Genomic DNA, 23,469 nt, shown 5'->3' with positions numbered 1-23,469 from the left:
AAATGATGTAATATCCATTTTAATAAGACATTAGACCAGTTAAACTTAACGTAAAGTGTAGCGTTTCGCCACTCTTTATTACAACAAATTCGATAACTTACTTTAGACCTGTGATAATATAGCGCAAATTTATTCGTTTGAGGTCTACGATGCACACCTTCCAAGCGGCTGAAAATGCCTTACAAAATAAAACAATCTTAATCACAGGTGCAGGCGACGGCATAGGACGCATTGCAGCTAAAACCTTCGCTCAATACGGCGCAACGGTCATTTTATTGGGCAAAACCACTAAAAAGCTTGAATGCGTGTACGACGAAATCGTCGCTGCGGGCTACCCAGAACCTGCAATTGTACCTTTAGACATGAAAGGTGCAACAAAGCAACATTATAGAGACTTAGCGGCAACAATTGAAATGCAATTTGGGCATCTTGATGGATTACTTAACAACGCCTCTATTTTAGGCACTCTTGGGCCACTTGAGCATTTTTGTGTTTCGACTTTCGAAAACATCATGAAAGTAAATGTAACAGCACAAGCTATGATCACCAAGTACATGTTCCCCTTACTGCGCAAAGCGCCAAATGCTTCTGTGATCTTTACATCCTCAGGCGTTGGACGCGTAGGCCGAGAATTCTGGGGACCTTACGCTATTTCTAAATTTGCCACTGAAGGTATGATGCAAACGTGGTCACAAGAAGTAGGCAAAACAAACATTCGTATCAACTGTATTAACCCTGGTGCAACAAACACGGCAATGCGAAATGCCGCTTTTCCTGGTGAAGACAAGGACCAACTTGCGAAACCTGAAGATTTGATGCCAACTTACTTATATTTAATGAGCGATGAATCTATTGGCGTAAACGGCCAATCAATCGATGCCCAGCAAAAGTAAGGTTTCGGCTCATTATTGATTTTTTAAAAAGAAAAGCCTCCAAATGGAGGCTTTTCTTTTTCTAAGCATCTTACAACTGCGCGGTTTCTTAGCGACGTTTGCTCTGTTGCAATCTCTGATTGTGCTTTTTCACAGCTTTACGGATACGATTAACTTGAGCACGTTTCTCATTACGACGTTCTGGCATTACCGACAGTTTTGTTTGTGTTTCTGGCTTTAATCCAACTGAATCACGAAGATAATTCACTTCTTCCAGTTTTAACTCTGCCCAACCACCTTGCGGTAAACGCTTATCCAAGTGCAATTGGCCATATCGGATACGGATCAAACGCGATACTTCGACCCCTTGAGACTGCCACAAACGACGAACCTCGCGATTACGGCCTTCGGTCAACGTTACGTTATACCAAGTATTTAAACCTTCACCACCCATTGGCTTAATTTTCAGAAATTTAGCTTCGCCATCTTCAAGTTCAACACCCGTAGTAAGCGTTTTCAGCATTTGATTATTTACTTCACCAAACACACGCGCTGAATACTCTCGCTCAATTTCGAATTTTGGGTGCATCAAACGGTTTGCAAGTTCACCATCGTTTGTAAACAACAATAGACCCGAGGTGTTAATATCAAGGCGGCCTATTGCTATCCAACGATCCCCATCTAGACGAGGAAGACGATCAAAAACGGTGCGACGCCCTTCAGGATCCTTACGAGTACACAGTTCACCTTCTGGTTTATGGTACATCAAGACACGACATACACGTGATTCTTTCGCGGCAAGCTTAACGACATGACCATCTACACGCACAAGCGCCGTTTCTTCAACTCGGTCGCCCAGTGTGGCGACTTTGCCATCTACACTTACACGACCCGCTTCAATATAGGCTTCCATCTCTCGACGTGAACCAACACCTGCTCGTGCCAATACTTTTTGTAATTTTTCACTCATTACGATAGTTCTCTCACAGAAGGATCTTGGATAAGATTATCCAAAGTAATCATTTGCTTTTCTGGTAATTTAGGTAGTGCTTCTAACCCAGTTAACGAAAAGTAATCTAAAAATTGTTTTGTTGTCGCATACAGCGCGGGCTTCCCTGGCACTTCTTTGTAACCAACAATTTTGACCCAATCGCGTTCCAACAAACTCTTCATTATATGGCTACTTACAGCCACGCCTCTTACCTGCTCAATCTCACCTCGAGTAATAGGTTGGCGATAAGCAATCAGGGCTAATGTTTCAAGTGTAGCTCTGGAAAATTTAGGTGCACGCTCTTGCCAAAGTTTTGCAAGCCAAGGGCTCAAACTTGGGCACGCTTGAAAACGATACCCACTCCCAACTTCTACCAGTCGGATGCCGCGAGTTTGGTAATGAATTTCTAAGGCTTTAATTGCGCTTGTGATTCGCTCACTGGATGCTGCAATATCGGATAACACTGTTTCTTTCAACAGCTGTTTAGAAACTGGTTTTTCCGCGACGAATATCGCGGCCTCGATCAACTCTTGCAGTTGTTCGTCGCTAACTCGTTTTCCTGCCATGCACTACCTCGTTGATAAGAAGTGTATTATGACAGATGAAACGCCTTTTAGCAGCGATTTATTGCGAATCTTGATAAAGAGATAAATAAACCTGTCCGCCAACATTTGCCTGAACAATCGATATTAGCGATTCTTTGACGAGTTCAAGCATGGCAATAAAAGTAACAACGACCCCACTTCGTCCTTCGTCTACATCGAAAAAATGGCTAAACGCGAGTGAGGTGTCGGTCTCTGACAGCAAAGCTAATATGTGGCTCATTCTCTCTCGTGTTGACAATACTTCTTTTGAAATATGGTGATGTTCAAACACTTTAGCTCGAGACATGACATCACTGAGCGCAACGAGAAGCTCTTTCAATGACGCGTCGGGAAGCAAAATATCTTGCTCAAACGATGCATCCATTTTGGCAGTCGCGACGAAAATATCTCGTTCCAAGCGTGGGATTTCATCTAGTTTTTCCGCGGCCGATTTAAACAGTTCGTATTCCTGTAATCGTCTGACCAATTCTGCTCTGGGGTCTTCTTCTTCTTGAAGCTCTTCATGCACCGGTAACAACATTCGAGATTTAATTTGCGCCAGTAACGCAGCCATAACCAGATATTCCGCTGCCAATTCAAGCTTGAGTTCCTTCATCATGTCAACGTAAGTGACGTACTGCTCCGTTATTTTTAAAATCGGCAACTCAACAATATCTAACTTATGTCGTTTAATAAGGTAAAGCAGAAGATCTAAAGGCCCTTCAAAAGTGTCTAGGATCACCTCCAGCGCATCGGGCGGAATGTAAAGGTCTTCAGGCTTTTCTACAACGGCTTCGCCATTCAGAAAAGCTAAAGGCAGCTTTTGTTGGATGACTTCTGCCATGGCTATTGAAACGGTGTTGGATCACCGCAGCCAACACGCAGTATTTGCGGCTCATCTTCCGATAAGTCCACTACCGTTGTTGCTTGCTCCGCCAAGTATCCGCCGTGGATAATTAAGTCGACTACTTTTTCGAGTCTATCTCTGATTTCTTCAGGGTCAGACTCGGTAAAACTTTCGCCAGGCAAAATAAGCGAACACGACATCATAGGCTCACCCAACTCTTCGAGTAATGCCACCGTAATGGGGTTATCTGTAACGCGGATCCCTATCGTCTTTTTCTTTTCGTTTAATAAACGACGAGGAACCTCTTTGGTTCCTTTGAAAATAAATGTATATGGCCCCGGCGTATTATTTTTAATTAACCGAAACATCTGGTTGTCGACACGGGCATACGTTGATAGTTCGCTCAAATCACGGCACACTAACGTAAAGTTGTGGTGCTGTTCAATGCCTCGAATTCGTTCGATACGTTCTTTAGCTTGCTTGTTGCCAAGATTACATCCAATTGCATAACCCGAATCCGTTGGGTAAACCACAACCCCCCCGTTTTTGATGATGTCAGCTGCTTGACGAATAAGTCTCGTTTGTGGATTTTCAGGATGAACATGAAAAAACTGGCTCATTTTACGCTCCTTTTTCTTCCCAAAATTGCCAAACGCCCTGACAATCTTTGGGCAAATATAAATTTTTTCCTAAGTCTGACCAAGGCGTCGGATAATGGAAATCGGAGCCTTGGCTTCCCAGTAGACCATATTCTTGACAAAGCTGACCCAAAAATTGTCTTTCACAAGGCGCTTGTTGTGGCAACGCAACTTCAATTGCCTTACCTCCCGTATAGGAAAACTCGTCTAACAACTTTCGTAACCACTTGTTTGACATTTTGTAGCGCCCTGGGTGGGCCAATACAGCGATACCACCTGAGGACGTGATAGCACTCACCGCGTCAGCAATCGTGCACCATTCGGATGGCACATACCCAGTGTTGCCTCGAGTGAGAAATTTGTTAAACACACCTTGTAAATTCTTTGCAACACCACGATTAACTAACACTTGTGCGAAATGAGCACGCGTGATTTGGCCCTGCTCGGCTAGCGCCTTGGCATCAGAATAAACATCGAGGTAGCCCGCTTTGGCCAGTCGGTTGCCAATTTCAATAGCGCGAGCCTCTCTTTTTTGAGTTTGCGAATCAAGTAAATCAACTAATGATGTCGACGCGATATTAATGTTTAAGCCAACGACATGTATTTCAAAACTGTGCCATTTGGTCGAGATTTCGACACCACTTATTAAGGAAAGCGGTAACTTTTTCTCATCAATTAAACGGTTCGCTTCTGAGATAGCCTGCACTGAATCGTGATCTGTTATCGCCAACACATCAACGTTTCTTTCTACAGCCCTGTCAAGCAGTTCAGAAACGGTTAATCGTCCATCCGAATAATGGGTGTGGCTGTGCAAATCGTATTTTGTGATCACGAATAGTCTACTACTTAATTGATTTAAACCGAGTATAACAGTCTTTTACTGCTCCTACCTCGCCAAATTTCCATCTGAACGTCCAATTTGACCTTGACATTCATTACACCATACTATTTACTGTACCCAACAAAAGACACAACGTACTATTAACATCATGACTATGACGACAAAAATAAACAACAAAGGTTGGTGGTGGTACTCGTAAATTGCGGGTGACGATAGGTCGTGTCTAACGATTTTTAATAAACCCGCACATGATGCGGGTTTTTTTTAGATTTTGAGGTGAAAAATGGCTTACAACAATGCAACTACACATTCATGGTGGTGGTGCCCATAACGCGGGACGGCATTGTTGTACGTATTTAACAGCCCCCGCATAGCACAGCTTGCGGGGGCTTTTTTTAAAGGGGAATGAGGGTGATTTTTAGTCATATCACAACACAGCCAGGTGAAGTGACCAGTATACGACAGCGACGGGACTACATTGCCAGTCCATTGTCGCTGTATGCTGCGCTCAACAAACCAAATTCATTGTTATTGGAATCGGCAGAGATAGACTCGAAAGACAGTGTTAAGAGTTTAATATTAGTCGACAGTGCCATTCGCTTTGAATGCCAGGGACACACAGTATATGCAAAAGCTTTGTCCAATAACGGCAAACAAGTTTTACCTTTTCTCGCAACTCAACTGGAAGGCTGCGACAGCTCTCTGAGCGACGATGTACTTACGATTAATTACCATCAAACAGTCGGGGTGTTTGACGAAAATGAGAAGCTTAAAGCAAACAATGCCTTTTCAGCCCTTCGCACAACACTAAATTCCATTAAAAACAATGGTGACACGCCTTTCGGTATTTTCTTAGGGGGAGTCTTTGCGTATGACATGGTCGCTAATTTCGAAACACTACCTAACGTGCCTAACGGGCTGAATACGTGTCCTGACTATGTATTTTACTTAGCAGAAACGTTAATCGTCATCGATCACCAAGCTCAATCTACCGAACTCATTGGTAATGTATTCAATGGTCCCGAAGTACATGCCAATTGTTTTGAAGTCGGCAAGCAGCTTGAAGCATTGAATGTCCAGTGTAATACGCTTGGCATGTTCAATGCGGAGAAACTGAATGGCGATTCAAACATACACGTGAGCATCGATGATGCAATGTTCTGCGAACAAGTAAATCAACTCAAGAAACACATTGTCGATGGCGACATTTTCCAAGTCGTCCCTTCACGTACCTTCTCGATTGAGTGTAAAAATCCACTGTATGCTTACCAACAATTAAAGCTACAGAACCCTAGTCCATATATGTTCTACATGCAGGATGAATCATTTACGTTATTTGGTGCTTCGCCAGAATCTGCATTAAAGTACTGTTCGACGTCGAATCAAGTCGAGGTCTACCCCATTGCAGGCACTCGCCCTCGTGGTAAATTTGTCGATGGACGTATTAATCCGGATTTAGATAGCCGAATCGAGCTTGAACTGCGCAATGACCAAAAAGAACGAGCTGAACATTTAATGCTTGTGGATCTAGCGCGTAATGATGTTGCGCGAATAAGCAGCCCAGGTACTCGTCATGCGAAAGAATTACTGAAAGTCGACCGATATTCTCAAGTAATGCACTTGGTTTCTCGTGTTGTTGGCCAGTTAAGAAGTGACTTAGATGCTCTGCACGCTTACCAAGCTTGCATGAATATGGGCACATTGGTCGGCGCACCTAAAGTGAAAGCCGCTGAACTCATTCGTCACGTTGAACAAACTCGTCGTGGCAGTTATGGCGGTGCGGTTGGTTATCTGACTGGTTCTGGTGACATGGATACGTGTATTGTCATTCGATCTGCGTTCGTGAAAGACGATATTGCGTATGTGCAAGCCGGTGCAGGTGTCGTATTTGATTCTGATCCTCAATCTGAAGCCAATGAAACTCGAGCTAAAGCTCAGGCCGTGTTAAGAGCAATTCAGTCGACCTATCAAGGGGATGCGAAATGACCACATCGACTCCATGTAAGATTTACTTTTTAGATAACTTTGATTCGTTTAGCTACAACCTTGTAGACGAATTGCTATTACTCGGCCATGACCTTGTGGTTTATCGTAACAACATCGATGCAGACTACTTGTTTAATAAAATGAAAGAAGAAACCGCCCCTGTCATTCTCGTTCTTTCACCTGGCCCTGGTGCGCCATCCGACGCAGGGTGTCTACTTGAACTCATAGAAAAATGTCGAGGTCATTTCCCAATGCTTGGAATTTGTCTTGGGCACCAAGCTCTGACGCAAAGTTATGGGGGCACTGTTGGGCACGCCGGACAAACTGTGCATGGTAAGTCATCGATTATCGACATTGCCACACACCCCGTATTTGAAGGAATGGGCAGCAACATGCCCGTCGCTCGCTATCATTCGTTAATGGCAACCTCGGTGCCTGAGTGCCTAAGCATCATTGCGAAATACGAAGATATTCCGATGGCGATTTACCATGAAAAGGACAACGCGCTTGGATTTCAGTTTCATCCTGAATCAATACTCACGCCAAATGGAGCTCAATTACTTAAGCAAAGCGTAGACTTTTTAGCAAAAGGAGTGGCTTAAATGGACATACTTAATAATCTATTGAAAAACGAGTCTTTGAACTTTGAACAAAGCCAAACATTATTTGATCAGATCATGCAAGGCTCCGTGAGTGACATTGAACTTACCGCGGCACTTGTTGCACTTAAGTTGAAAGGCGAAACGGTAGATGAAATCGCAGGCGCTGCCGCATCAATGCGTAAGCATGCCATTCCTTTTAACGCACAAGGGCTTGCAACCGCAGATAGTTGCGGCACAGGCGGCGATGGTTCAAACACCATAAACGTAAGTACTACCGCCGCGATTGTCGGTGCCGCGTGTGGTATTCCAATGGTTAAACATGGCAACCGAAGCGTGTCCAGTAAATCAGGGTCGGCAGACCTGCTTAAATCGTTGGGCATCAATATTGATATGTCGCCATCTCAGGCAGAAACATGCTTACAAGAAACCGGGTTTACGTTTTTATTTGCTCCGCTCTATCACCAAGGTGTAAAGCATGCAATGCCCGTCAGAACGGCACTCAAAACTCGTACGATTTTCAATATTTTAGGGCCACTTGCTAACCCTGCTCAGCCAGACATACAGCTCCTAGGTGTATACGACGCTAAGTTATGTTTACCTATGGCTCAAACCCTTCAAAAGTTAGGAACAAAACGTGCAATGGTCGTGCATGGTGCTGGGACGGATGAAATCGCACTGCATGGTAAAACTGTTGTTGCCGAATTAAAAAATGGCGTAATTAGTGAGTATGAACTTGCACCAGACGATTTTGGACTTGCAAACTATTCACTTGAATCCATTGCCGGAGATACGCCAGACTACAATGCTCAAGCCAGCGTCGCCATTCTTTCTGGGCAAGGGTTACCTGCACACAATGCAGCTATTGCTGCTAATGTAGCCGCCCTTCTCTACATGCAAGGTCGATTCGATTCGCTCAATGTAGCCTGTGACTTTGTTCTTTCAACGTTAGAAAGTGGTCAAGCGATAAAAACATTAGAATTAATTAAAGAGGTAAGTCATGGCTAATGTACTCGAGCGCATTGTCGCAGATAAAGAGTTAGAGCTTGAACAGCGCAAAATGGAGTTCCCACTCAGCGAGTTTAAAGACAAAGTACAACCGACTGAGCGCAATTTTACCGCTGCACTTGCTCAACAAGGGACACAATTTATTCTTGAATGTAAAAAAGCATCTCCTTCGAAAGGGCTTATTCGCGCTCACTTCGACTTAGATGAGATAACGTCAGTCTATTCGCGCTACGCGACCTGCATTAGTGTACTTACCGATGAAAAGTATTTCCAAGGTAGTTATAAATACCTTGAGTACGTCCGCTCTAAGGTCTCACAACCACTTATCTGTAAAGATTTCTTTATTGACGAGTACCAAATATATTTGGCTCGTTTTTACGGTGGCGATGCCGTATTGTTAATGCTATCCGTTCTTGACGATGAGCAATACTCGGCTCTTGCCAATGTGGCGAAGTCTCTGAACATGTCAATTTTGACCGAAGTGAGTAATGAAGAGGAAACGGCTCGGGCACAAGCGCTTGGTGCGACTCTTATCGGTATTAACAACCGCAACCTACGTGATCTATCTACCGATCTCGCGACCACGGAGCAACTTCGCCCACTTATTACCAATGGCGCAGTAGTAATATCCGAATCCGGCATCTACACCCATCAAGATGTAAAACGTCTATCGCCAATTGTTGATGGTTTTCTAGTTGGCAGTTCATTGATGGCACAGCAAAGTCTCGACAGTGCATGTAGACAATTGATTTTAGGTGAAAACAAAGTCTGTGGACTAACACGGTCACAGGACGCTTTAAACGCGTATAATGCGGGTGCTGTTTTTGGTGGACTGATTTTCTATAGCAAATCACCTCGCTACGTGGATTTAGACTGTGCAAGAGAAGTGGTCGACAGTGCACCTCTTAAGTATGTAGGTGTATTCGTCAACTCATCGATAGAAGAAGTAGCTGAGTACGCCAATACATTAAAGTTAGCGGCCGTCCAACTCCATGGCGACGAAGACGCAGATTACATCTCGCTGCTTCGAAATCTCTTGCCTGTAAATTGTCAGATTTGGAAAGCACTAGGTGTTTCGGATGCCCAGCCAGATCTCTTTGAGCTAGTCGATAGACATATTTTTGATACCAAAGCGAACGGGCAATCAGGTGGAACCGGCAAGCAATTTAACTGGGAACTCATCAAAGACCTTAAAACCCCATTTATTTTAGCTGGCGGACTAAGTGCAGCAAATATTCCAGACGCACATAAAGTCGGTGCACTCGGTTTTGATTTAAATTCAGGAGTGGAACTTACTCCAGGCAAAAAGTGTGTAGATAAAATCAACGATGCTTTTTCGCAAATTAGAAATTATTGAGGTGGACATGAGTAACAAAGGTTATTTTGGCGATTTTGGTGGCATGTTTGTCCCAGAATTATTAGTGCCAGCATTAAAACAACTAGATGCTGAATTTGAAAAAGCGCAAAGCGATCCAGCGTTTTTGACGGAGTTTAATCAACTCCTTACTGAATATGCAGGAAGACCAACACCTCTCACCCTAACGCGCAATTTAGTAAAAAATCCAAAAGTAAAACTCTATTTAAAACGTGAGGATTTACTTCATGGTGGCGCGCACAAAACCAATCAGGTGTTAGGTCAAGCATTGTTGACTAAAAGAATGGGCAAGAATGAAGTCATTGCTGAAACTGGTGCAGGTCAACATGGCGTAGCAACAGCGTTAGCATGCGCGCTCCTTGGCTTAAAATGCCGAATTTATATGGGGGCAAAAGACGTCGAACGCCAACAACCAAACGTATTCCGTATGCGTTTAATGGGTGCTGAAGTAATACCTGTTACTGCGGGTTCTGGAACGCTGAAAGATGCGGTAAATGAAGCGCTGCGTGATTGGTCCGCGAACTATAAAACAGCACATTATTTACTTGGTACGGCTGCAGGTCCCCACCCATTCCCAACGATAGTCCGTGAATTCCAAAAAATGATTGGGATAGAGGCAAAAGAGCAAGTGCTGAATGCGGAAGGCCGTTTACCTGATGCTGTCATTGCCTGTGTGGGCGGCGGTTCAAATGCGATCGGTATGTTCGCCGATTTCATTGGTGAATCAAGTGTAAAATTAATTGGCGTTGAACCTGCTGGAAAAGGTTTAGATACTGATGAACATGGTGCTGCTATCTGTAAAGGTTCAAAGGGTATTTTGCACGGTGCTTACACGTTTATCATGCAAAACCAAGACGGCCAGATTGAAGAATCGTATTCTGTTTCAGCGGGCTTAGATTATCCTGCTGTCGGCCCTCAACACGCTTATTTGGCAGAAACTGGTCGTGCGCAATACGTTGGCATCACCGATGATGAGGCGTTGGATGCGTTCCAAGCCTTAGCAAAAAATGAGGGGATCATTCCAGCACTTGAGTCAAGCCACGCTCTTGCTTACGCATTGAAGTACGCAGAAACGCAGACCGAAGATACCATCCTCGTTGTGAATCTGAGTGGCCGAGGTGATAAAGACCTAACCCATGTTCACCAAGTATTAGCGAAAAGAGGTTCATTATGAGACGCTATGACGAACTGTTCGAGCAGTTAAAACAGAAAAATGAAGGCGCATTTGTTCCGTTTGTTACACTCGGTGATCCTTCTAAAGAGCAGAGTATTGAAATTATCAAAGCCTTGATCGATGGGGGTGCAGACGCGTTGGAACTGGGTATTCCATTTTCTGACCCGATCGCAGATGGTCCCGTTATTCAGTCCGCCAATATCCGTGCTCTCGAGGCCAATATTAATACTCAAGATAGTTTTGACATTATTAAAGCCATACGAGAATACAACACCAACATTCCAATTGGCTTGCTGTTGTATTCAAATTTGGTTTTTGCCAAAGGCATCGACTCATTTTACGAACAAGCTCGCGCTGCAGGCGTCGATTCCGTGCTTGTTGCAGATGTTCCTCTGCATGAGTCTAAACGCTTTAGACATGCGGCGATGGCAAATGAAATAGCCCCCATTTTTATCGCAACACCGAACGCAGACGACGATACTCTTCGCCAATGCGCTTCTTATGGTAGAGGTTATACTTACCTTCTTTCTCGTGCTGGCGTAACAGGAACAGACACCGTTGCTGAAATGCCTGCAGGGGATATTGTTGATAAATTAATGAGCTACCGAGCGGCTCCTGCGCTTCTTGGTTTTGGTATCTCCACACCGGAGCATGTAAAGGCTGCGTTAAATGCTGGCGCGGCAGGTGCAATCAGTGGTTCGGCCGTCGTCAAAATCATTGAGCAAAATCTAAGTGATTTTCCGAACATGCTCACTACGTTGACTCAATTCGTCCGTGACATGAAAGCTGCAACAAGTCGATAATTCCTCCTCGTTTTTGGCACTTTCTTTAATTGGAAAGTGCCTCTTTCAACGCTTTGGCTGGCTTAAACAACACTTTGTTTGCACCCTCTATTAAAATTTTCTCACCCGTCTGCGGATTACGACCCTCTTTGGCCGGATGGTAACTCAGTGCAAACGTCCCCAAATGATGAAGTTGGATTTGGTCACCTTCAGATAGACGTTTTGTGATGATTGCAAGTAGGCTATTTAATGCAGCGTTTACGTGAGTTTTCGGTAATTCAGCTTGTGCTGACATAATCTCAACAAGCGACTTTTTGTTCATCCGTTTTCCTTATGTTTTTCGCAACGAGTCTCGAAAAGCTCGGGAGGCTATGGGAATTAATGACTAAAGTCAATCTTGAACTTCTTTGAACAACTTGGTAAAACCACGTTACCTTAGTAGGAGAGACTTATCTTATGGCACTGTTATTCGAGTATTTGCCACTTATTTTATTTTTTATCGTTTATAAAATCGTCGACATCTTTTGGGCAACAGGTGTGTTAATCATCGCAGCTCTTATTCAATTAGGATATTACAAAGTTTCTACTGGAAAAATAGAAACCCGTCACTGGATTTTTGCAGGAATCGCCGTCGTACTTGGAGGGATGACCCTCGCATTTCACGACGAAAAGTTCATTCAATGGAAAGTCTCCATCATTTACGCACTACTCGGTTTGTCCATCATATTTGGTAAGTTACTCTTTAAAACTAACTTAGTGGAAAAAGCGTTAATGGGGCTATTCTCTTCGGTACAGAAAGAACAAAAAGTTGAAATTAATATTCCTAACTCAATTTTCAATCAGCTTCTGGTACTTTGGGCGTGCCTGTTTTTAAGTATTGCAGTCCTAAATCTATACGTGGCGTTTAACTATTCACTTGATACCTGGGTGAAATTCAAAGTGTTTGGATTGATGGGTATGACGTTTATCGCTATCGTATTTACGGTATTTAAAGTATATAAGTTTCTACCAGACGAACAGTAACCACTCTCTGCCGCACTTAACTAATTTATTTTAGGTGCGGCATTCTAAATTTTCTCAAGTCAGTGAATTTCGTCACAAACTTGCCTTTCTTAGTCTATAGTCTGAACATACAGTCCATAAATCGAACAAGACCTTGAACTCTTCTCAATATCGGTGGTGTGAACTGATTTTTGTGTTTTTTGGTTTGCCTTTAATGGCCTATCAATTTAGAGCACAACTCTCTAATTGGCTTCTTCCAGCTTTAATTATTCTAATGGCAATTTGTGCTTTTCTGTTGCTGACCGATCCACATTTTAAGCGCTTTCGACTAACTACGTTAGGTACATTCTCCGCAGTCAAAAAACGTCTTTTCACCTTTTTCCTAATCGGTGCGCTTTTCTCTGGAATGCTTTATGGGCTTATCAATCAAGACAACTGGTTTGCCCTACCTCGGCAATCCCCATTAGATTGGCTTAGATTACTGATTGTCTATCCGTTGCTTTCTGTGTTGCCGCAGGAACTTATTTTTAGAAGCTATTTCTTCCATCGTTACAAGCGAATTATCCCAAAAAAGTCACATCGCGTGATCCTCAGTGCATTAACGTTTGCTTTGGCTCATTGTGTTTACGATAACGTGATGGCTATATTGCTATCGTTTTGTGGCGGCCTGTTGTTCGCATACACATACGCCCAAAGCCGTTCGCTTTTGGTGTGTGTATTAGAACATAGTTTGTGGGGGCTTTGGATATTTACCTTGGGATTGGGTGGATATCTGGACTCAGGGGCTAATTGGTAAGGTGTAAATACACCCTACCAATTAAGTTTTTAAAAACCGAATAGACTCGTACCGAAAAATTTCGTTGCAACAGTATTAATAAAAATAGAGAGTAAAATCACAGGAATAAAGGTCGATAATGAGAAGTTAACGTACTTCTCCATCCAACTACCCTCATAGCCCTCACAACCTTGTGCGAGTTCTTCAGAAAGTTTCGCTTTTTTCCATTTGTACATAACAAAAATACACACGATTAACCCGTTGAGAGGCAAGATAGTGTCGTAGAAAATATCGTAAACCAAATCAAACATGCTCTTGTCAGCACCACCATACCAAGTAAACTTAGTTAACCATTCCACCATGCCAAATGACATCGTACACATCACAGTAAGAATGCCGATAGAGGCTGCAAGCACCATTAAGGCCTTCTTACGACTCAAGCGAGCTTCTTCAATCAATGTAGCGGTAGGTACTTCAACAATTGACACAAGCGACGTAATAGCAGCAAAGAAGACAAGCAAGAAAAACACACCCGCTACTAAGGATGCGCCAACATAGCCAATGTCAGATTGCAAAGCGAGTAACAGTTTAGGCAAATAGACAAAAATCATAGATACCGACGAATCAGAGAGTTCTTCAGGGTTGGTATTTGGGTTAAAACTAAAAATGGCAGGCAGTACCATTAATCCCGCGATAAACGCGACCAGCGAATCGGTAATAGCAACCATGCGCGCACCACCTACTATGTCGTCTTTTTTAGAAATATAAGACGCATAGGTCATTAGAATCCCCATGCCTAATGACAGTGAGAAAAAGGCTTGCGAAAGTGCGCCGTTCAACACACTCGCATTGAGTTTTGAAATGTCTGGGACGACATAAAACTTCACACCGGCCATTGCGTTATCAAGCGTAAGCACATAGGCCACTAAACCTATCAACAACACAAATAACGCTGGCATTAATACTTTAGAGGCTTTTTCAATTCCTTCTTTAACACCGCCGACTAAGATCATGTTTACAATCACAGCCACCACTATCATGTACCAGAACACATTTGTGTTATTAATGAATGACCCAAAGTGTTCAGGCTGCGCTAACATGTCTAAATTACCCAGTGCGGTTTGAGCGAGATAACCAAAAATCCACACGGTGATGACCATATAAAATACCGCGATCATAAAGGGTGTGATCACACCTAGCATTCCTGCTATTGACCATTTAGATGATCGGTCTGACAATTTCTTGTAGGCTCCATATGGGTCTTTTTGAGCCTTACGACCCATTGCCATTTCAGCCATCATGACAGGTAAACAAATGAACGCGACAAACAACGCGTAGACAAGAAGAAATGCGCCTCCACCATTTTTAGTTGCAGAGACTGGGAAGCCAACTAGGTTTCCGATGCCTACTGCAGATCCTGCTGCCGCTAAAATAAACCCTAGTCGCGAGCTAAAATGCTCTCGATTGCTACTCATGCGAACTACCTTATTATTATTTTTTCCAATATCCGGCCGACTCTACCAGTCTTAGCTCAACGATTTCAAGTATTATGCCGCTAAACCCGACTAATTACTGGCGCATTACGTTTACACATACCCATGAGACAGTCTAAGATACGGCTTAGAATCACATAAAAAGTGCCAAGGATTAGTATGTTGTACATGATTTACTCTATCGATGTTGAAAATTCGCTCGACAAACGCTTAGCAACTCGCCCACTTCATCTTGCACGTTTAGACGCGCTGAAAGAAGAAGGACGATTATTTACTGCAGGTCCTCTTCCAGCGATTGATAGCAATGATCCCGGCTCGGCTGGTTTCTCAGGTTCCTTGGTTGTCGCCGAATTTGACTCCCTTGAAGACGCGAAAACATGGGCTGCTGCAGACCCTTATCTAGATGCTGGTGTCTACAAAGAAAGTATAGTAAAACCGTTCAAACGCGTGTTTTAACGTATTCATTTTAATTCAGGAAGAGTTCAGAGCGTCACGACTAGGCTTATACTATGCCTTGCATTTGTAGTCTGTGAAAAAGCCTACGATGTCGTAACCCAGAAAATTGGAGTTAGATGATGAGATTGTTCACTTTAGTTGCGGTGATTGGACTGAGTATTTGGTCTTTGCCACCAGCCTTTGGGAAAACAGACTCTGACACATTGACTAAAAAGGAAGCCGTTGAATTAGCACTTAAGGAATACAGCGGTAAAACACTAAAAATTACAGATCAAGGCTCGTACTACATCATTCGAATTCTCGGTTCAAATGGCCGGGTACTTGATGTACAAGTAGACAAGAAGACAGGCGCTGTGCGTAAGGACTAAACCATGCGAATTTTGGTAATTGAAGACGATTTGCATTTGGCAGACAACCTGCGAAATGCTCTAGAAAAAGAAAAATACAGTGTTGATGTTTGCCATGATGGTGAGTCTGGCTTATTCCATATTAAAGAATACCCGCTCGACATGGCGGTTATCGATTTAGGTTTACCTAAACTGGATGGTATTGAACTTATAAAAAAAGCACGAGCGGCAGAAGTTGATATCCCAATCCTGATTTTAACGGCTCGTGACAGATGGCAAGACAAAGTAGAAGGTCTCGACGCTGGCGCTGACGATTACTTAACGAAACCATTCCATGTAGAAGAATTGATTGCCCGCTGTAATGCGCTTATTCGTCGCAGCGCAGGCCAAGCAAACCCTGAAATCATAATCGGCCCAATTAAACTCAATACCCGTTCACAACAAGTTTGGGTGAACGAAGAAGAAATGAGCTTAACGGCATACGAGTACAAAGTACTTGAATACATGATGGTAAACCCACAAAAGGTTATTTCTAAGGCTGAGCTCACTGAACATATCTATGATCAAGACTTCGATTTAGATTCTAATGTTATCGAAGTTTTCGTCCTACGCCTTCGTAAGAAACTTGACCCATCAGGCGAACTTAACCCGGTTGAGACGCTTCGCGGTAGAGGATATAGGTTAAAAACACAGTGGTAATTGGACCGCAAATATCCCTAAAAATAAGACAAGGATTTATCCTTGTCTTTGTTTTAGTTGTTGCTTTACCTTCGCTTTTCTTTTCGATTGGTCGTGCTTATTACGATTCTCTGGTCGAAGCCACGCGCAATACACTTGAAGCACACTTATATTCGCTCATCTCGGAAGTTGAATTTTTGGATGAAGGAATAGGCATGCCCAGAAGCATCTTGGCACCCGAACTCAATCGCCTCAACTCAGATACTTACGCGCTTATTTATCAAGGTAATGAACTTATTTGGTATTCCGAATCAGCTGTAAATCTTTCCGTCTCCCCCGAATTTAGTGACGCACAGGCTGGAAATTCGGATTTTAGGCGCGTTGAATATCAAGGTGTCGCCTATTGGCAACTCAGCTTGACCGTTATCCTTGGCAATGCAGAGCATTCACAGCAAGCCCGCTTTATCTTACTAAAACAAAACTCTGCTCTACTTGCTCAAATGGGTCGCTTTAGGGATACACTCGTCACGTGGATGCTGATAATGGGAATTGTGATTGCAGGACTTATGGCGCTTGGCTTTATCTGGAATGCGCGACCACTACAACGGCTCGATAAAGAGATCAAAGAAATTGAGGCCGGTAATCGAGAACGCGTGTCTGGACTTTACCCTGTCGAACTTCGTAATATCAAACTCGACTTGAACCTTCTCCTGGAATCTCAACAACGCCAGAAAGAGCGCTATCGAGCCTCTTTAAGTGACCTCGCTCATGCGTTAAAAACACCGTTAGCGGTTTTAAAATCGAGCCCTTTAGCAAACGATGTAGACGCTCAAGAGCAGCTCGACCGTATAAACGCGATGATTGAACATCAATTAAAACGAGCAGCAACAGGTGCTTCAGATGCTTGGAAAAAGCAAACTGAAATTGAACCTATTGTACAGTCTATACTTAATGCAATGAGAAAGGTTTATCACCAGAAAGACATTGAATTTACGTTTTCATGTGAAGAGAAAGCCGCATTTCTTGGTGACAAAACAGACTTAATGGAAATATTTGGCAATTTAATTGATAACGCCTGTAAAGCTTGTGCGTCCAAAGTCGATATAACAGTGACTCGTTTGCAAAACAAAGGTGTACGCTTATCCGTTAGTGATGATGGGCCCGGTGTCCCAGAAGACAAACGAGAAGATCTTTTGACCCGAGGCAAACGGCTAGACACATATGAAGCAGGACATGGCGTAGGTATGGCGATTGTGTCTGACTTGGTCAACTCCTATCACGGTAATTTAGTGATTGATCAATCTGGGCTCGGCGGCGCGGAATTTGTGGTAGAATTTAAAAATGAAAAGAACTAATTTAATAGCATTGAGTTTACTTTTAGCGCCTTCTGTACATGCTTTAGACAACTTGCGCGATTGCAGTACTCTCGAAAGTGATCATCCTGAGAAAGCCAAAAAGTATATCCAATGTTTAGATCAAAATATCGAGCTTCTAAAGTCGTCGGAACAGACTTGGTTCCAAAAGCTTAAGTTAGACATTGAAAAAATACAGGAAGATACAGGCAATACTCAACTGCTGCCTATCATTAAACGAGCTGCCAATAATCAAGTTAATTATATGGAAGACACTTGTCGATGGCGTTATTTGCATAAAATGCCCAATCCAACAAAAGCGGCTATTGCCTATAAAACCTGCGAAATTAATTTACGCAAACAAAATTTAGAAACGCTCAAGATGCCCTATTAATGGGCATCTTTGTTTTCATCAACGTTCCCGAGCAGCACAGCAAGCCACTTTCCTTTCTCTGTATTCTCTAATCCTATCTTAACAACCATAGTGAGAGGCACAGATAGCAACATACCGACCGTACCAAGTAGCCATCCCCAAAAAATGAGTGATAGGAAAACAACCAGCGTTGATAGCCCAAGCCCCTTTCCCATAAATTTCGGTTCGATGATATTACCCATCACTGTATTAATGACGACATAACCAATTGCTACAATTCCAGATTCCAATGGTCCGAGTGTAACAAGTGCGAGTAATACTGCCGGTACGGCGGCGATGATTGAACCAATGTTTGGAATGTAATTCAAAAAGAAAGCTATCACGCCCCATAACAGAAAATAATCCAACCCTAGGATCCAGAGGAAAACACTCACCAACACACCAGTGGCAAGCGAAACAAGCGTTTTTATGGCAAGATAACTGTTGATAGACTCTAAGAATCGGTCAATTGCTTTCATTTTCATTTCTGGGTCATCTAATGCGAGATGCACTTTTTGACTTAGTGTAGGTGCCTCGAAAAGCATAAAAATGACAGTTAACATAATAAGAAATATGTTCGCCATCACCCCGCCTAAACTCGACAACGTATTCGTCGCAACATCAAATACTTGGCCTGGATCAAAGAGCTTGATTAGTTGCTGCTTATCAACAGGTACGCCATAGGTAGCCGCGATATTAATCAACCAGACAAACTTGTCTTGCAACTGAGCCTTGTAACTTGGAAGCTGTTTAGAAAAATCCGTTACAGATTGCCCAACCAATCCAGCTAAACTCACACCGATACCAACCACTATGGCGATAATAAGCAAAATAGAAATGCCTTTAGGAATATGAAACCGGGCAAAGAAATGAAGCATTGGGCTACAAATAATGGCGATAAATGCTGCCAATATAAATGGAATAACTATGCTACTAGCAAGCTTAATTCCGGCAAAAACGATAACCAGACAAGCGAGTATTACTAATGTGCGATGTGCAGGTGAAACTTGAGGCATCTATTTCCCTTTCAAACGGTTGTGACACGCGAAGAACACAACGTGTTTCAAATGAATTCGCGAGGCTCGCGCTAATCTAAACCATCCACTATACCGTATATAGAGTATATTTCAGTCGCATAAACTTCTATGAATATATTGATAACGGGTGGAACTGGGTTAATCGGTAGCATGCTTTGTGCTCAATTACACGCACACACGCTTTTTGTGTTAACTCGAAACGTTGACAATCAGCAAATCAACGACTCAAATCATATCACTGCAATCACGCACATTGAAGATGTTGATTTTAATACTATTGATGCAGTCATTAATTTGGCTGGTGAACCTATCGCTGAAAAGCGTTGGCGTGAAAAGCAAAAAAAGTTAATCGTGCAAAGCCGACTTGGAATAACAAAGTCACTTGTTTCGAAAATAAATAGCTGTGAGACCCCCCCAACTGTTTTTATCTCTGGTAGTGCGATTGGCTACTACGGCAGGCAGTCGCCAAATAAGCTGATAGATGAAACATTTGAAGAAGCCTATATCGAGTTTTCGCATGAGCTATGCTCAAAATGGGAACATGAAGCACTTAAGGTCAACCAGAATACTCGCGTCTGCATACTTAGAACTGGCATTGTTTTAAGCGCAAACGGGGGGCGTTAAAAAAACTGCTGCCATCGTTCAAACTAGGCCTAGGCAGTGTCGTTGCAGATGGCCAGCAAATGATGTCTTGGATCCACATCCAAGACATGGTCAAAGGAATTATGTTCTTGCTTGAACATTCAACTGCACAAGGCATTTTCAATATGACCGCACCAAACGCAGTTAATAACCATGAATTTTCAAAAACTCTCGCCGTCCAACTTCATCGGCCTTGCTTGCTTACTATGCCCGCTTGGGCAATGAAATTGCTTTTTGGTGAAATGGCCGATTTACTCATTTATGGACAACAAGTCTACCCTACTCGTTTGCTTGAAGCGGGTTTCTATTTTGACTACCCTACACTTGCTAAGGCATTAAAGAATTTATTGTGAAAGGAAAAAGCGTCTCAAATACATCGTTTCAACGAACGGTGAAAATCATTAGGTCTCACCGTTCTTGTAAGGACTAAATAATTTCGGCTTCAAGCAATGATAAAGCTCTACGTTCTTTATCGTCAATTGTGCCATCCGCTTTGGACACCTCATTGGCCAGTTTCAACGCTAATTCTCGCATTGGTGCATCCACAATATGCTTCAAACGGTGCTGAATAAAGGATTCAACTTCGTTGCTTTGGATGGCAAGAATACACTTCCCTTGCATATCCGTAATGTAATCATCGAGTGGAATGACTGAATGCCAGTTTAAGTTGCGGGCAAACGATTTAACAACAAGCTTTTCTTTGTCGTCAATTGCACCATCCAGCCCCATGAACAAAATCGCAATGTCTAACAGTGATTCTTTTTGTAATTGCTCTATGCTAATGCCCATATCAAAGTGTGTAAGTAGCTGTTCAAATTTCATTTTTTATTCCTTTTAAATTTGAAAAGCCGCACCAGACTATTCTCTCTTTGATGAATGCTTTTCGTTGCAAGTTTATTTTTATAGCAGCTTTTGCCGCGCTCAAAAATAGTATCAGCATATGATTTTTTTTCATTTTGCAATAAACGAAAACTGGTCTAGCAAGTTCATTTTTTAACCAAAAATAACCATTTACGCTACACTCATAAGGGAATAGACGGTACTCTTTCATGCAAAAAACCTACTTAACCTTTTTAATGCTTATTTCGTTAAGCTCATCCGCTTCTGATGGGTTGGAAGTGCCTATAACTATTGAAAAAGATATTTACGAATACGCCCAGACACTTTTAGGTAGTCAATCACCACTTACCATCGAGCATTTTCAACACGAAGTATGTCAACGTGATGTTGTTGACTTTATTCTGGTACAAAGAGCAATTGAATTGGGGGGGCTAAAATTACAGTTTGAATTTGAACTTGGTAATTACGACGCGCGCAATTTAAGACTTTTAAAAGATGGTTTGTTATTAATCAGTTTCGACACAGTTTGGTACAGTGACGCAGCACAATATGAAGACGAAGTTTACATTTCAGATCCCATAATTCGTAAAGGTGAATACTTTGCAGGTATCTTTACCTCCCCTGCTCGAATAGATGAATTAAGTCAAAAAATAACATCCGACTTAAGCCGGGTTTCAATCGTATCTAGCCAAGCGTGGTATGTTGATTGGAAGACAATTAACGCACTCAAGCCAAACACACTTGTCGATGAATCAGATTGGATAGTCATGGCTAAAATGGTTAGTCGCGGCTGGGTCGACGTAATGCTAGTACCGTTTACGAATCATCCCCCATATGAATATCAAGGGACAGGCTATAAAATTGAGGCGATACCACATTTAAAAGTAGCACTCTTAGACAGTCGACATTTTGTTGTATCAAAAAAGCATCCTTTAGGATCAAACACTTTTCAAGCGTTGCAAACAGGATTATCCATTCTTCGTAAGACGGGCTTTATAGAGCGCGCATATCAAGAGTGCGGATTTCTCAATAGAGACGTGAGCCATTGGAAAACGTTGGACCCGCGCAAGTAACATTGCACATTCGAACACAATTACTCATCGCCACCGCTAAGTTTTCGTCGCCATCTGTTCTTTCCCATGCACTTCTAATTTATTATATTTCAATACGTTATAATTTATATCAAAAAAACACTCTCAAAATATAGTCATTTTGTACTACCTCCACATTTCATCCATTTTGTTCCATTAAGCTAAACACAATCAAAAAAGTAGTGAGTTGATGACATGAGAGAATTACAACTAAACATTAATAAATCTTTTTACGTGCTATTGTGCGTATTCGCTGCAGCTATCTGGGGCTTTGGCGCGTTATTGAATGATTTTGGGAAGTCGTCGTTCAATCATTTAGAACTATTTCTAGCACTGGTGATCGTTTTATTTTGCGCTTTCCATTTATCACTGTCTCTTACTGGTCAGCGTAAAGCGGTATTTTGTTCCCAAGGACTTTATTATATTAATGCGCTAGGTAATCGCCGTTATGTTTTGGCTGAACAGATCACTGGGGTAAAAGTGCTTTCTGTCATTGGTTTAAAAGTGACTAAAATATCACTTGTTGATTCAACATTACTTTTCGTCGCCTTCAATCCATGTGAAAAGCAACTTGCGCAACTTCGCATGCAGGGATATTCAATTTAGTCAATCTACCCTATTTTACTTGCTAAGAAGGCGCCGCTTTCTTAGCATATTGGTTACCCGTTCTCAGTAATAACAGCTTAAATGAATATCGTTTACCCAATCGGTACCCCCGGTGAACCATGGCAACAACATCACAAAGAAATGTGGCTTTCTTCACAAGTCTCTCACCGCAGTTATTTTGACGAAGTTGTGTCTAAAATTGATGATTTAACCGAGCACTTTGACAAAGTCCAATATGGAACATTAAATTACGCTCAGTGTTTTCCTCTTTTTATCCTTAAAAGTAAAGTTTGGGATAGTACAAAACCAAATGCACTTATTACCGGTGGTGTGCATGGCTATGAAACGAGCGGTGTGCATGGTGCACTTGCTTTCTTAGCGCGTTTTGGCAAAGAGTACGAAGCTCAATTTAATCTCATCGTTGCGCCTTGCATTAGCCCTTGGGGTTATGAAACAATAAATCGCTGGAATCCAAGTGCCATAGATCCGAACCGTTCTTTTTACAACAACAGCCCAGCGCCTGAAGCAGCGTCATTTATCAAATACCTAGAAGATAATGAACTCACCTTTCTAATGCATATTGATTTGCATGAAACGACAGACACCGATAACTCGGAATTTCGTCCTGCATTGGCAGCCAGAGACGGTAAAGTCAACCACAACTGGAATATCCCAGATGGGTTTTATTTGGTCGGCCATACCCAAAAACCACAACCTGAATTCCAAAAAGCGATCATTGAGGAAGTCCAAACGGTTACTGCGATTGCGCCAGCTGATAGCAATAATGAACTCATTGGAGTACCACTTGATCAGTTTGGCGTCATCAATTATGACGGTACAAAGCTAGGTCTTTGTATGGGTGTAACTAATGCTCCTTATGTCACAACAACAGAAGTTTACCCAGATGGCGAACTTTCCACCCCAGAAAACTGTATTGCGGGGCAAGTTGCAGCAATTGTTGGTGCATTAAACTACGTGGCTAAATTGAATCTATAAGTGTCATGGCGTAAACGTGGATTTGGCTGAACAGTACAGGTTGGA

Annotated in this window: 27 protein-coding genes and 1 pseudogene; 18 read left to right on the top strand and 10 right to left on the bottom strand. The window is 42.5% G+C overall.

Annotation, left to right across the window (positions count from 1 at the left end; translation table 11 throughout):
• The first annotated feature begins 149 nt into the window (after positions 1-149).
• Positions 150-893: a YciK family oxidoreductase gene (locus tag NI389_RS17100; RefSeq protein ID WP_308361013.1), complete on the top strand. Its 744-nt coding sequence runs from the start codon at positions 150-152 to the stop codon at positions 891-893.
• A gap of 88 nt (positions 894-981) precedes the next feature.
• Here the strand turns inward: NI389_RS17100 and rluB are convergent, their stop codons facing one another.
• The 5 genes from rluB to rnm are packed head-to-tail and all read right to left on the bottom strand — an operon-like array spanning position 982 to position 4,761.
• Positions 982-1,842, bottom strand: coding sequence for a 23S rRNA pseudouridine(2605) synthase RluB (gene rluB, locus NI389_RS17095; RefSeq protein WP_208843084.1), 861 nt, complete (start codon positions 1,840-1,842; stop codon positions 982-984).
• Positions 1,842-2,429 (bottom strand): SMC-Scp complex subunit ScpB, encoded by a 588-nt coding sequence (scpB, locus tag NI389_RS17090; RefSeq protein WP_308361012.1) that lies wholly within the window; start codon positions 2,427-2,429, stop codon positions 1,842-1,844. Before scpB ends, rluB begins: the two co-directional genes overlap by 1 nt.
• A 58-nt stretch (positions 2,430-2,487) precedes the next feature.
• Positions 2,488-3,291, bottom strand: coding sequence for a segregation and condensation protein A (locus tag NI389_RS17085; protein WP_308361011.1), 804 nt, complete (start codon positions 3,289-3,291; stop codon positions 2,488-2,490).
• A 2-nt stretch (positions 3,292-3,293) separates the two neighbouring features.
• Positions 3,294-3,914: an L-threonylcarbamoyladenylate synthase gene (locus NI389_RS17080; RefSeq protein WP_208843082.1), complete on the bottom strand. Its 621-nt coding sequence runs from the start codon at positions 3,912-3,914 to the stop codon at positions 3,294-3,296.
• Position 3,915: 1 nt separating this feature from the next.
• Positions 3,916-4,761: an RNase RNM gene (gene rnm, locus NI389_RS17075; protein ID WP_308362587.1), complete on the bottom strand. Its 846-nt coding sequence runs from the start codon at positions 4,759-4,761 to the stop codon at positions 3,916-3,918.
• A 423-nt stretch (positions 4,762-5,184) separates the two neighbouring features.
• Between rnm and NI389_RS17070 the strand changes: the two genes are divergently transcribed.
• The 6 genes from NI389_RS17070 to trpA are packed head-to-tail and all read left to right on the top strand — an operon-like array spanning position 5,185 to position 11,718.
• Entirely contained in the window at positions 5,185-6,759 is a 1,575-nt protein-coding gene (locus NI389_RS17070; RefSeq protein WP_308361010.1) for an anthranilate synthase component 1, read from the top strand.
• On the top strand, positions 6,756-7,361 hold the full coding sequence (locus tag NI389_RS17065) for an aminodeoxychorismate/anthranilate synthase component II (RefSeq protein ID WP_308361009.1): 606 nt from the start codon (positions 6,756-6,758) through the stop codon (positions 7,359-7,361). The genes NI389_RS17070 and NI389_RS17065 overlap by 4 nt, the downstream gene beginning before the upstream one ends.
• A complete protein-coding gene (trpD, locus tag NI389_RS17060) occupies positions 7,362-8,366 on the top strand; it encodes an anthranilate phosphoribosyltransferase (protein ID WP_308361008.1) in 1,005 nt (334 codons plus the stop codon).
• On the top strand, positions 8,359-9,723 hold the full coding sequence (gene trpCF / locus NI389_RS17055; RefSeq protein ID WP_308361007.1) for a bifunctional indole-3-glycerol-phosphate synthase TrpC/phosphoribosylanthranilate isomerase TrpF: 1,365 nt from the start codon (positions 8,359-8,361) through the stop codon (positions 9,721-9,723). Before trpD ends, trpCF begins: the two co-directional genes overlap by 8 nt.
• Positions 9,724-9,730: 7 nt before the next feature.
• A complete protein-coding gene (gene trpB, locus NI389_RS17050) occupies positions 9,731-10,915 on the top strand; it encodes a tryptophan synthase subunit beta (protein WP_308361006.1) in 1,185 nt (394 codons plus the stop codon).
• The gene (gene trpA, locus NI389_RS17045; RefSeq protein WP_308361005.1) at positions 10,912-11,718 is read left to right on the top strand and encodes a tryptophan synthase subunit alpha; all 807 of its coding nucleotides are present in this window, start codon (positions 10,912-10,914) and stop codon (positions 11,716-11,718) included. The genes trpB and trpA overlap by 4 nt, the downstream gene beginning before the upstream one ends.
• Positions 11,719-11,743: 25 nt before the next feature.
• Here trpA and NI389_RS17040 read toward each other — a convergent pair whose 3' ends face one another.
• Positions 11,744-12,019: an HU family DNA-binding protein gene (locus tag NI389_RS17040; RefSeq protein ID WP_308361004.1), complete on the bottom strand. Its 276-nt coding sequence runs from the start codon at positions 12,017-12,019 to the stop codon at positions 11,744-11,746.
• A 134-nt stretch (positions 12,020-12,153) separates the two neighbouring features.
• Here NI389_RS17040 and NI389_RS17035 point away from each other — a divergent pair, with 134 nt between their 5' ends.
• Positions 12,154-12,720, top strand: coding sequence for an inner membrane-spanning protein YciB (locus NI389_RS17035; protein ID WP_308361003.1), 567 nt, complete (start codon positions 12,154-12,156; stop codon positions 12,718-12,720).
• Positions 12,721-12,853: 133 nt separating this feature from the next.
• Entirely contained in the window at positions 12,854-13,495 is a 642-nt protein-coding gene (locus tag NI389_RS17030; RefSeq protein WP_308361002.1) for a CPBP family intramembrane glutamic endopeptidase, read from the top strand.
• Positions 13,496-13,524: 29 nt separating this feature from the next.
• Here the strand turns inward: NI389_RS17030 and NI389_RS17025 are convergent, their stop codons facing one another.
• On the bottom strand, positions 13,525-14,949 hold the full coding sequence (locus tag NI389_RS17025) for a sodium-dependent transporter (RefSeq protein WP_308361001.1): 1,425 nt from the start codon (positions 14,947-14,949) through the stop codon (positions 13,525-13,527).
• A gap of 177 nt (positions 14,950-15,126) precedes the next feature.
• Between NI389_RS17025 and NI389_RS17020 the strand changes: the two genes are divergently transcribed.
• The 5 genes from NI389_RS17020 (at position 15,127) to NI389_RS17000 (ending at position 18,194) form a co-directional block, all read left to right on the top strand.
• Positions 15,127-15,423, top strand: a complete 297-nt coding sequence (locus tag NI389_RS17020; RefSeq protein WP_308361000.1) for a YciI family protein — start codon at positions 15,127-15,129, stop codon at positions 15,421-15,423.
• 116 nt (positions 15,424-15,539) lie between these two features.
• The gene (locus NI389_RS17015) at positions 15,540-15,791 is read left to right on the top strand and encodes a PepSY domain-containing protein (protein ID WP_244369500.1); all 252 of its coding nucleotides are present in this window, start codon (positions 15,540-15,542) and stop codon (positions 15,789-15,791) included.
• Positions 15,792-15,794: 3 nt separating this feature from the next.
• Entirely contained in the window at positions 15,795-16,469 is a 675-nt protein-coding gene (locus NI389_RS17010) for a response regulator transcription factor (protein ID WP_308360999.1), read from the top strand.
• Complete coding sequence (locus tag NI389_RS17005; RefSeq protein ID WP_308360998.1) at positions 16,463-17,803, top strand: ATP-binding protein; 1,341 nt, start codon at positions 16,463-16,465, stop codon at positions 17,801-17,803. The genes NI389_RS17010 and NI389_RS17005 overlap by 7 nt, the downstream gene beginning before the upstream one ends.
• A complete protein-coding gene (locus NI389_RS17000) occupies positions 17,790-18,194 on the top strand; it encodes a hypothetical protein (protein ID WP_308360997.1) in 405 nt (134 codons plus the stop codon). Before NI389_RS17005 ends, NI389_RS17000 begins: the two co-directional genes overlap by 14 nt.
• Here the strand turns inward: NI389_RS17000 and NI389_RS16995 are convergent.
• The gene (locus NI389_RS16995) at positions 18,191-19,228 is read right to left on the bottom strand and encodes an AI-2E family transporter (protein ID WP_308360996.1); all 1,038 of its coding nucleotides are present in this window, start codon (positions 19,226-19,228) and stop codon (positions 18,191-18,193) included. The genes NI389_RS17000 and NI389_RS16995 overlap by 4 nt on opposite strands.
• Positions 19,229-19,357: 129 nt before the next feature.
• Here NI389_RS16995 and NI389_RS16990 point away from each other — a divergent pair.
• A pseudogene (locus NI389_RS16990) lies at positions 19,358-20,244 on the top strand (TIGR01777 family oxidoreductase).
• A gap of 73 nt (positions 20,245-20,317) precedes the next feature.
• Here NI389_RS16990 and NI389_RS16985 read toward each other — a convergent pair.
• Together NI389_RS16985 and NI389_RS16980 are read right to left on the bottom strand one after the other, a co-directional pair.
• Entirely contained in the window at positions 20,318-20,713 is a 396-nt protein-coding gene (locus NI389_RS16985) for a hypothetical protein (RefSeq protein WP_308360995.1), read from the bottom strand.
• A complete protein-coding gene (locus tag NI389_RS16980) occupies positions 20,703-20,942 on the bottom strand; it encodes a hypothetical protein (RefSeq protein ID WP_308360994.1) in 240 nt (79 codons plus the stop codon). The genes NI389_RS16985 and NI389_RS16980 overlap by 11 nt, the downstream gene beginning before the upstream one ends.
• On the opposite strand from NI389_RS16980, the gene NI389_RS16975 reads away from it, so the two are divergent.
• The 3 genes from NI389_RS16975 to NI389_RS16965 all read left to right on the top strand — a co-directional run bounded on the left by NI389_RS16975 (position 20,941) and on the right by NI389_RS16965 (position 23,424).
• Complete coding sequence (locus NI389_RS16975; protein WP_308360993.1) at positions 20,941-21,804, top strand: hypothetical protein; 864 nt, start codon at positions 20,941-20,943, stop codon at positions 21,802-21,804. The two genes, NI389_RS16980 and NI389_RS16975, sit on opposite strands and share 2 nt — an antisense overlap.
• Positions 21,805-22,017: 213 nt before the next feature.
• Positions 22,018-22,428: a hypothetical protein gene (locus NI389_RS16970; RefSeq protein ID WP_308360992.1), complete on the top strand. Its 411-nt coding sequence runs from the start codon at positions 22,018-22,020 to the stop codon at positions 22,426-22,428.
• Positions 22,429-22,509: 81 nt separating this feature from the next.
• Positions 22,510-23,424: a M14 family metallopeptidase gene (locus tag NI389_RS16965; RefSeq protein WP_308360991.1), complete on the top strand. Its 915-nt coding sequence runs from the start codon at positions 22,510-22,512 to the stop codon at positions 23,422-23,424.
• Positions 23,425-23,469 lie beyond the last annotated feature (45 nt).

Source organism: Pseudoalteromonas xiamenensis, assembly GCF_030994125.1.
In the GTDB taxonomy this organism is placed as follows: domain Bacteria; phylum Pseudomonadota; class Gammaproteobacteria; order Enterobacterales; family Alteromonadaceae; genus Pseudoalteromonas; species Pseudoalteromonas xiamenensis_B.
Note: the sequence above shows the minus strand (reverse complement) of the source record. Positions and strands in the feature narration are given on the sequence as shown.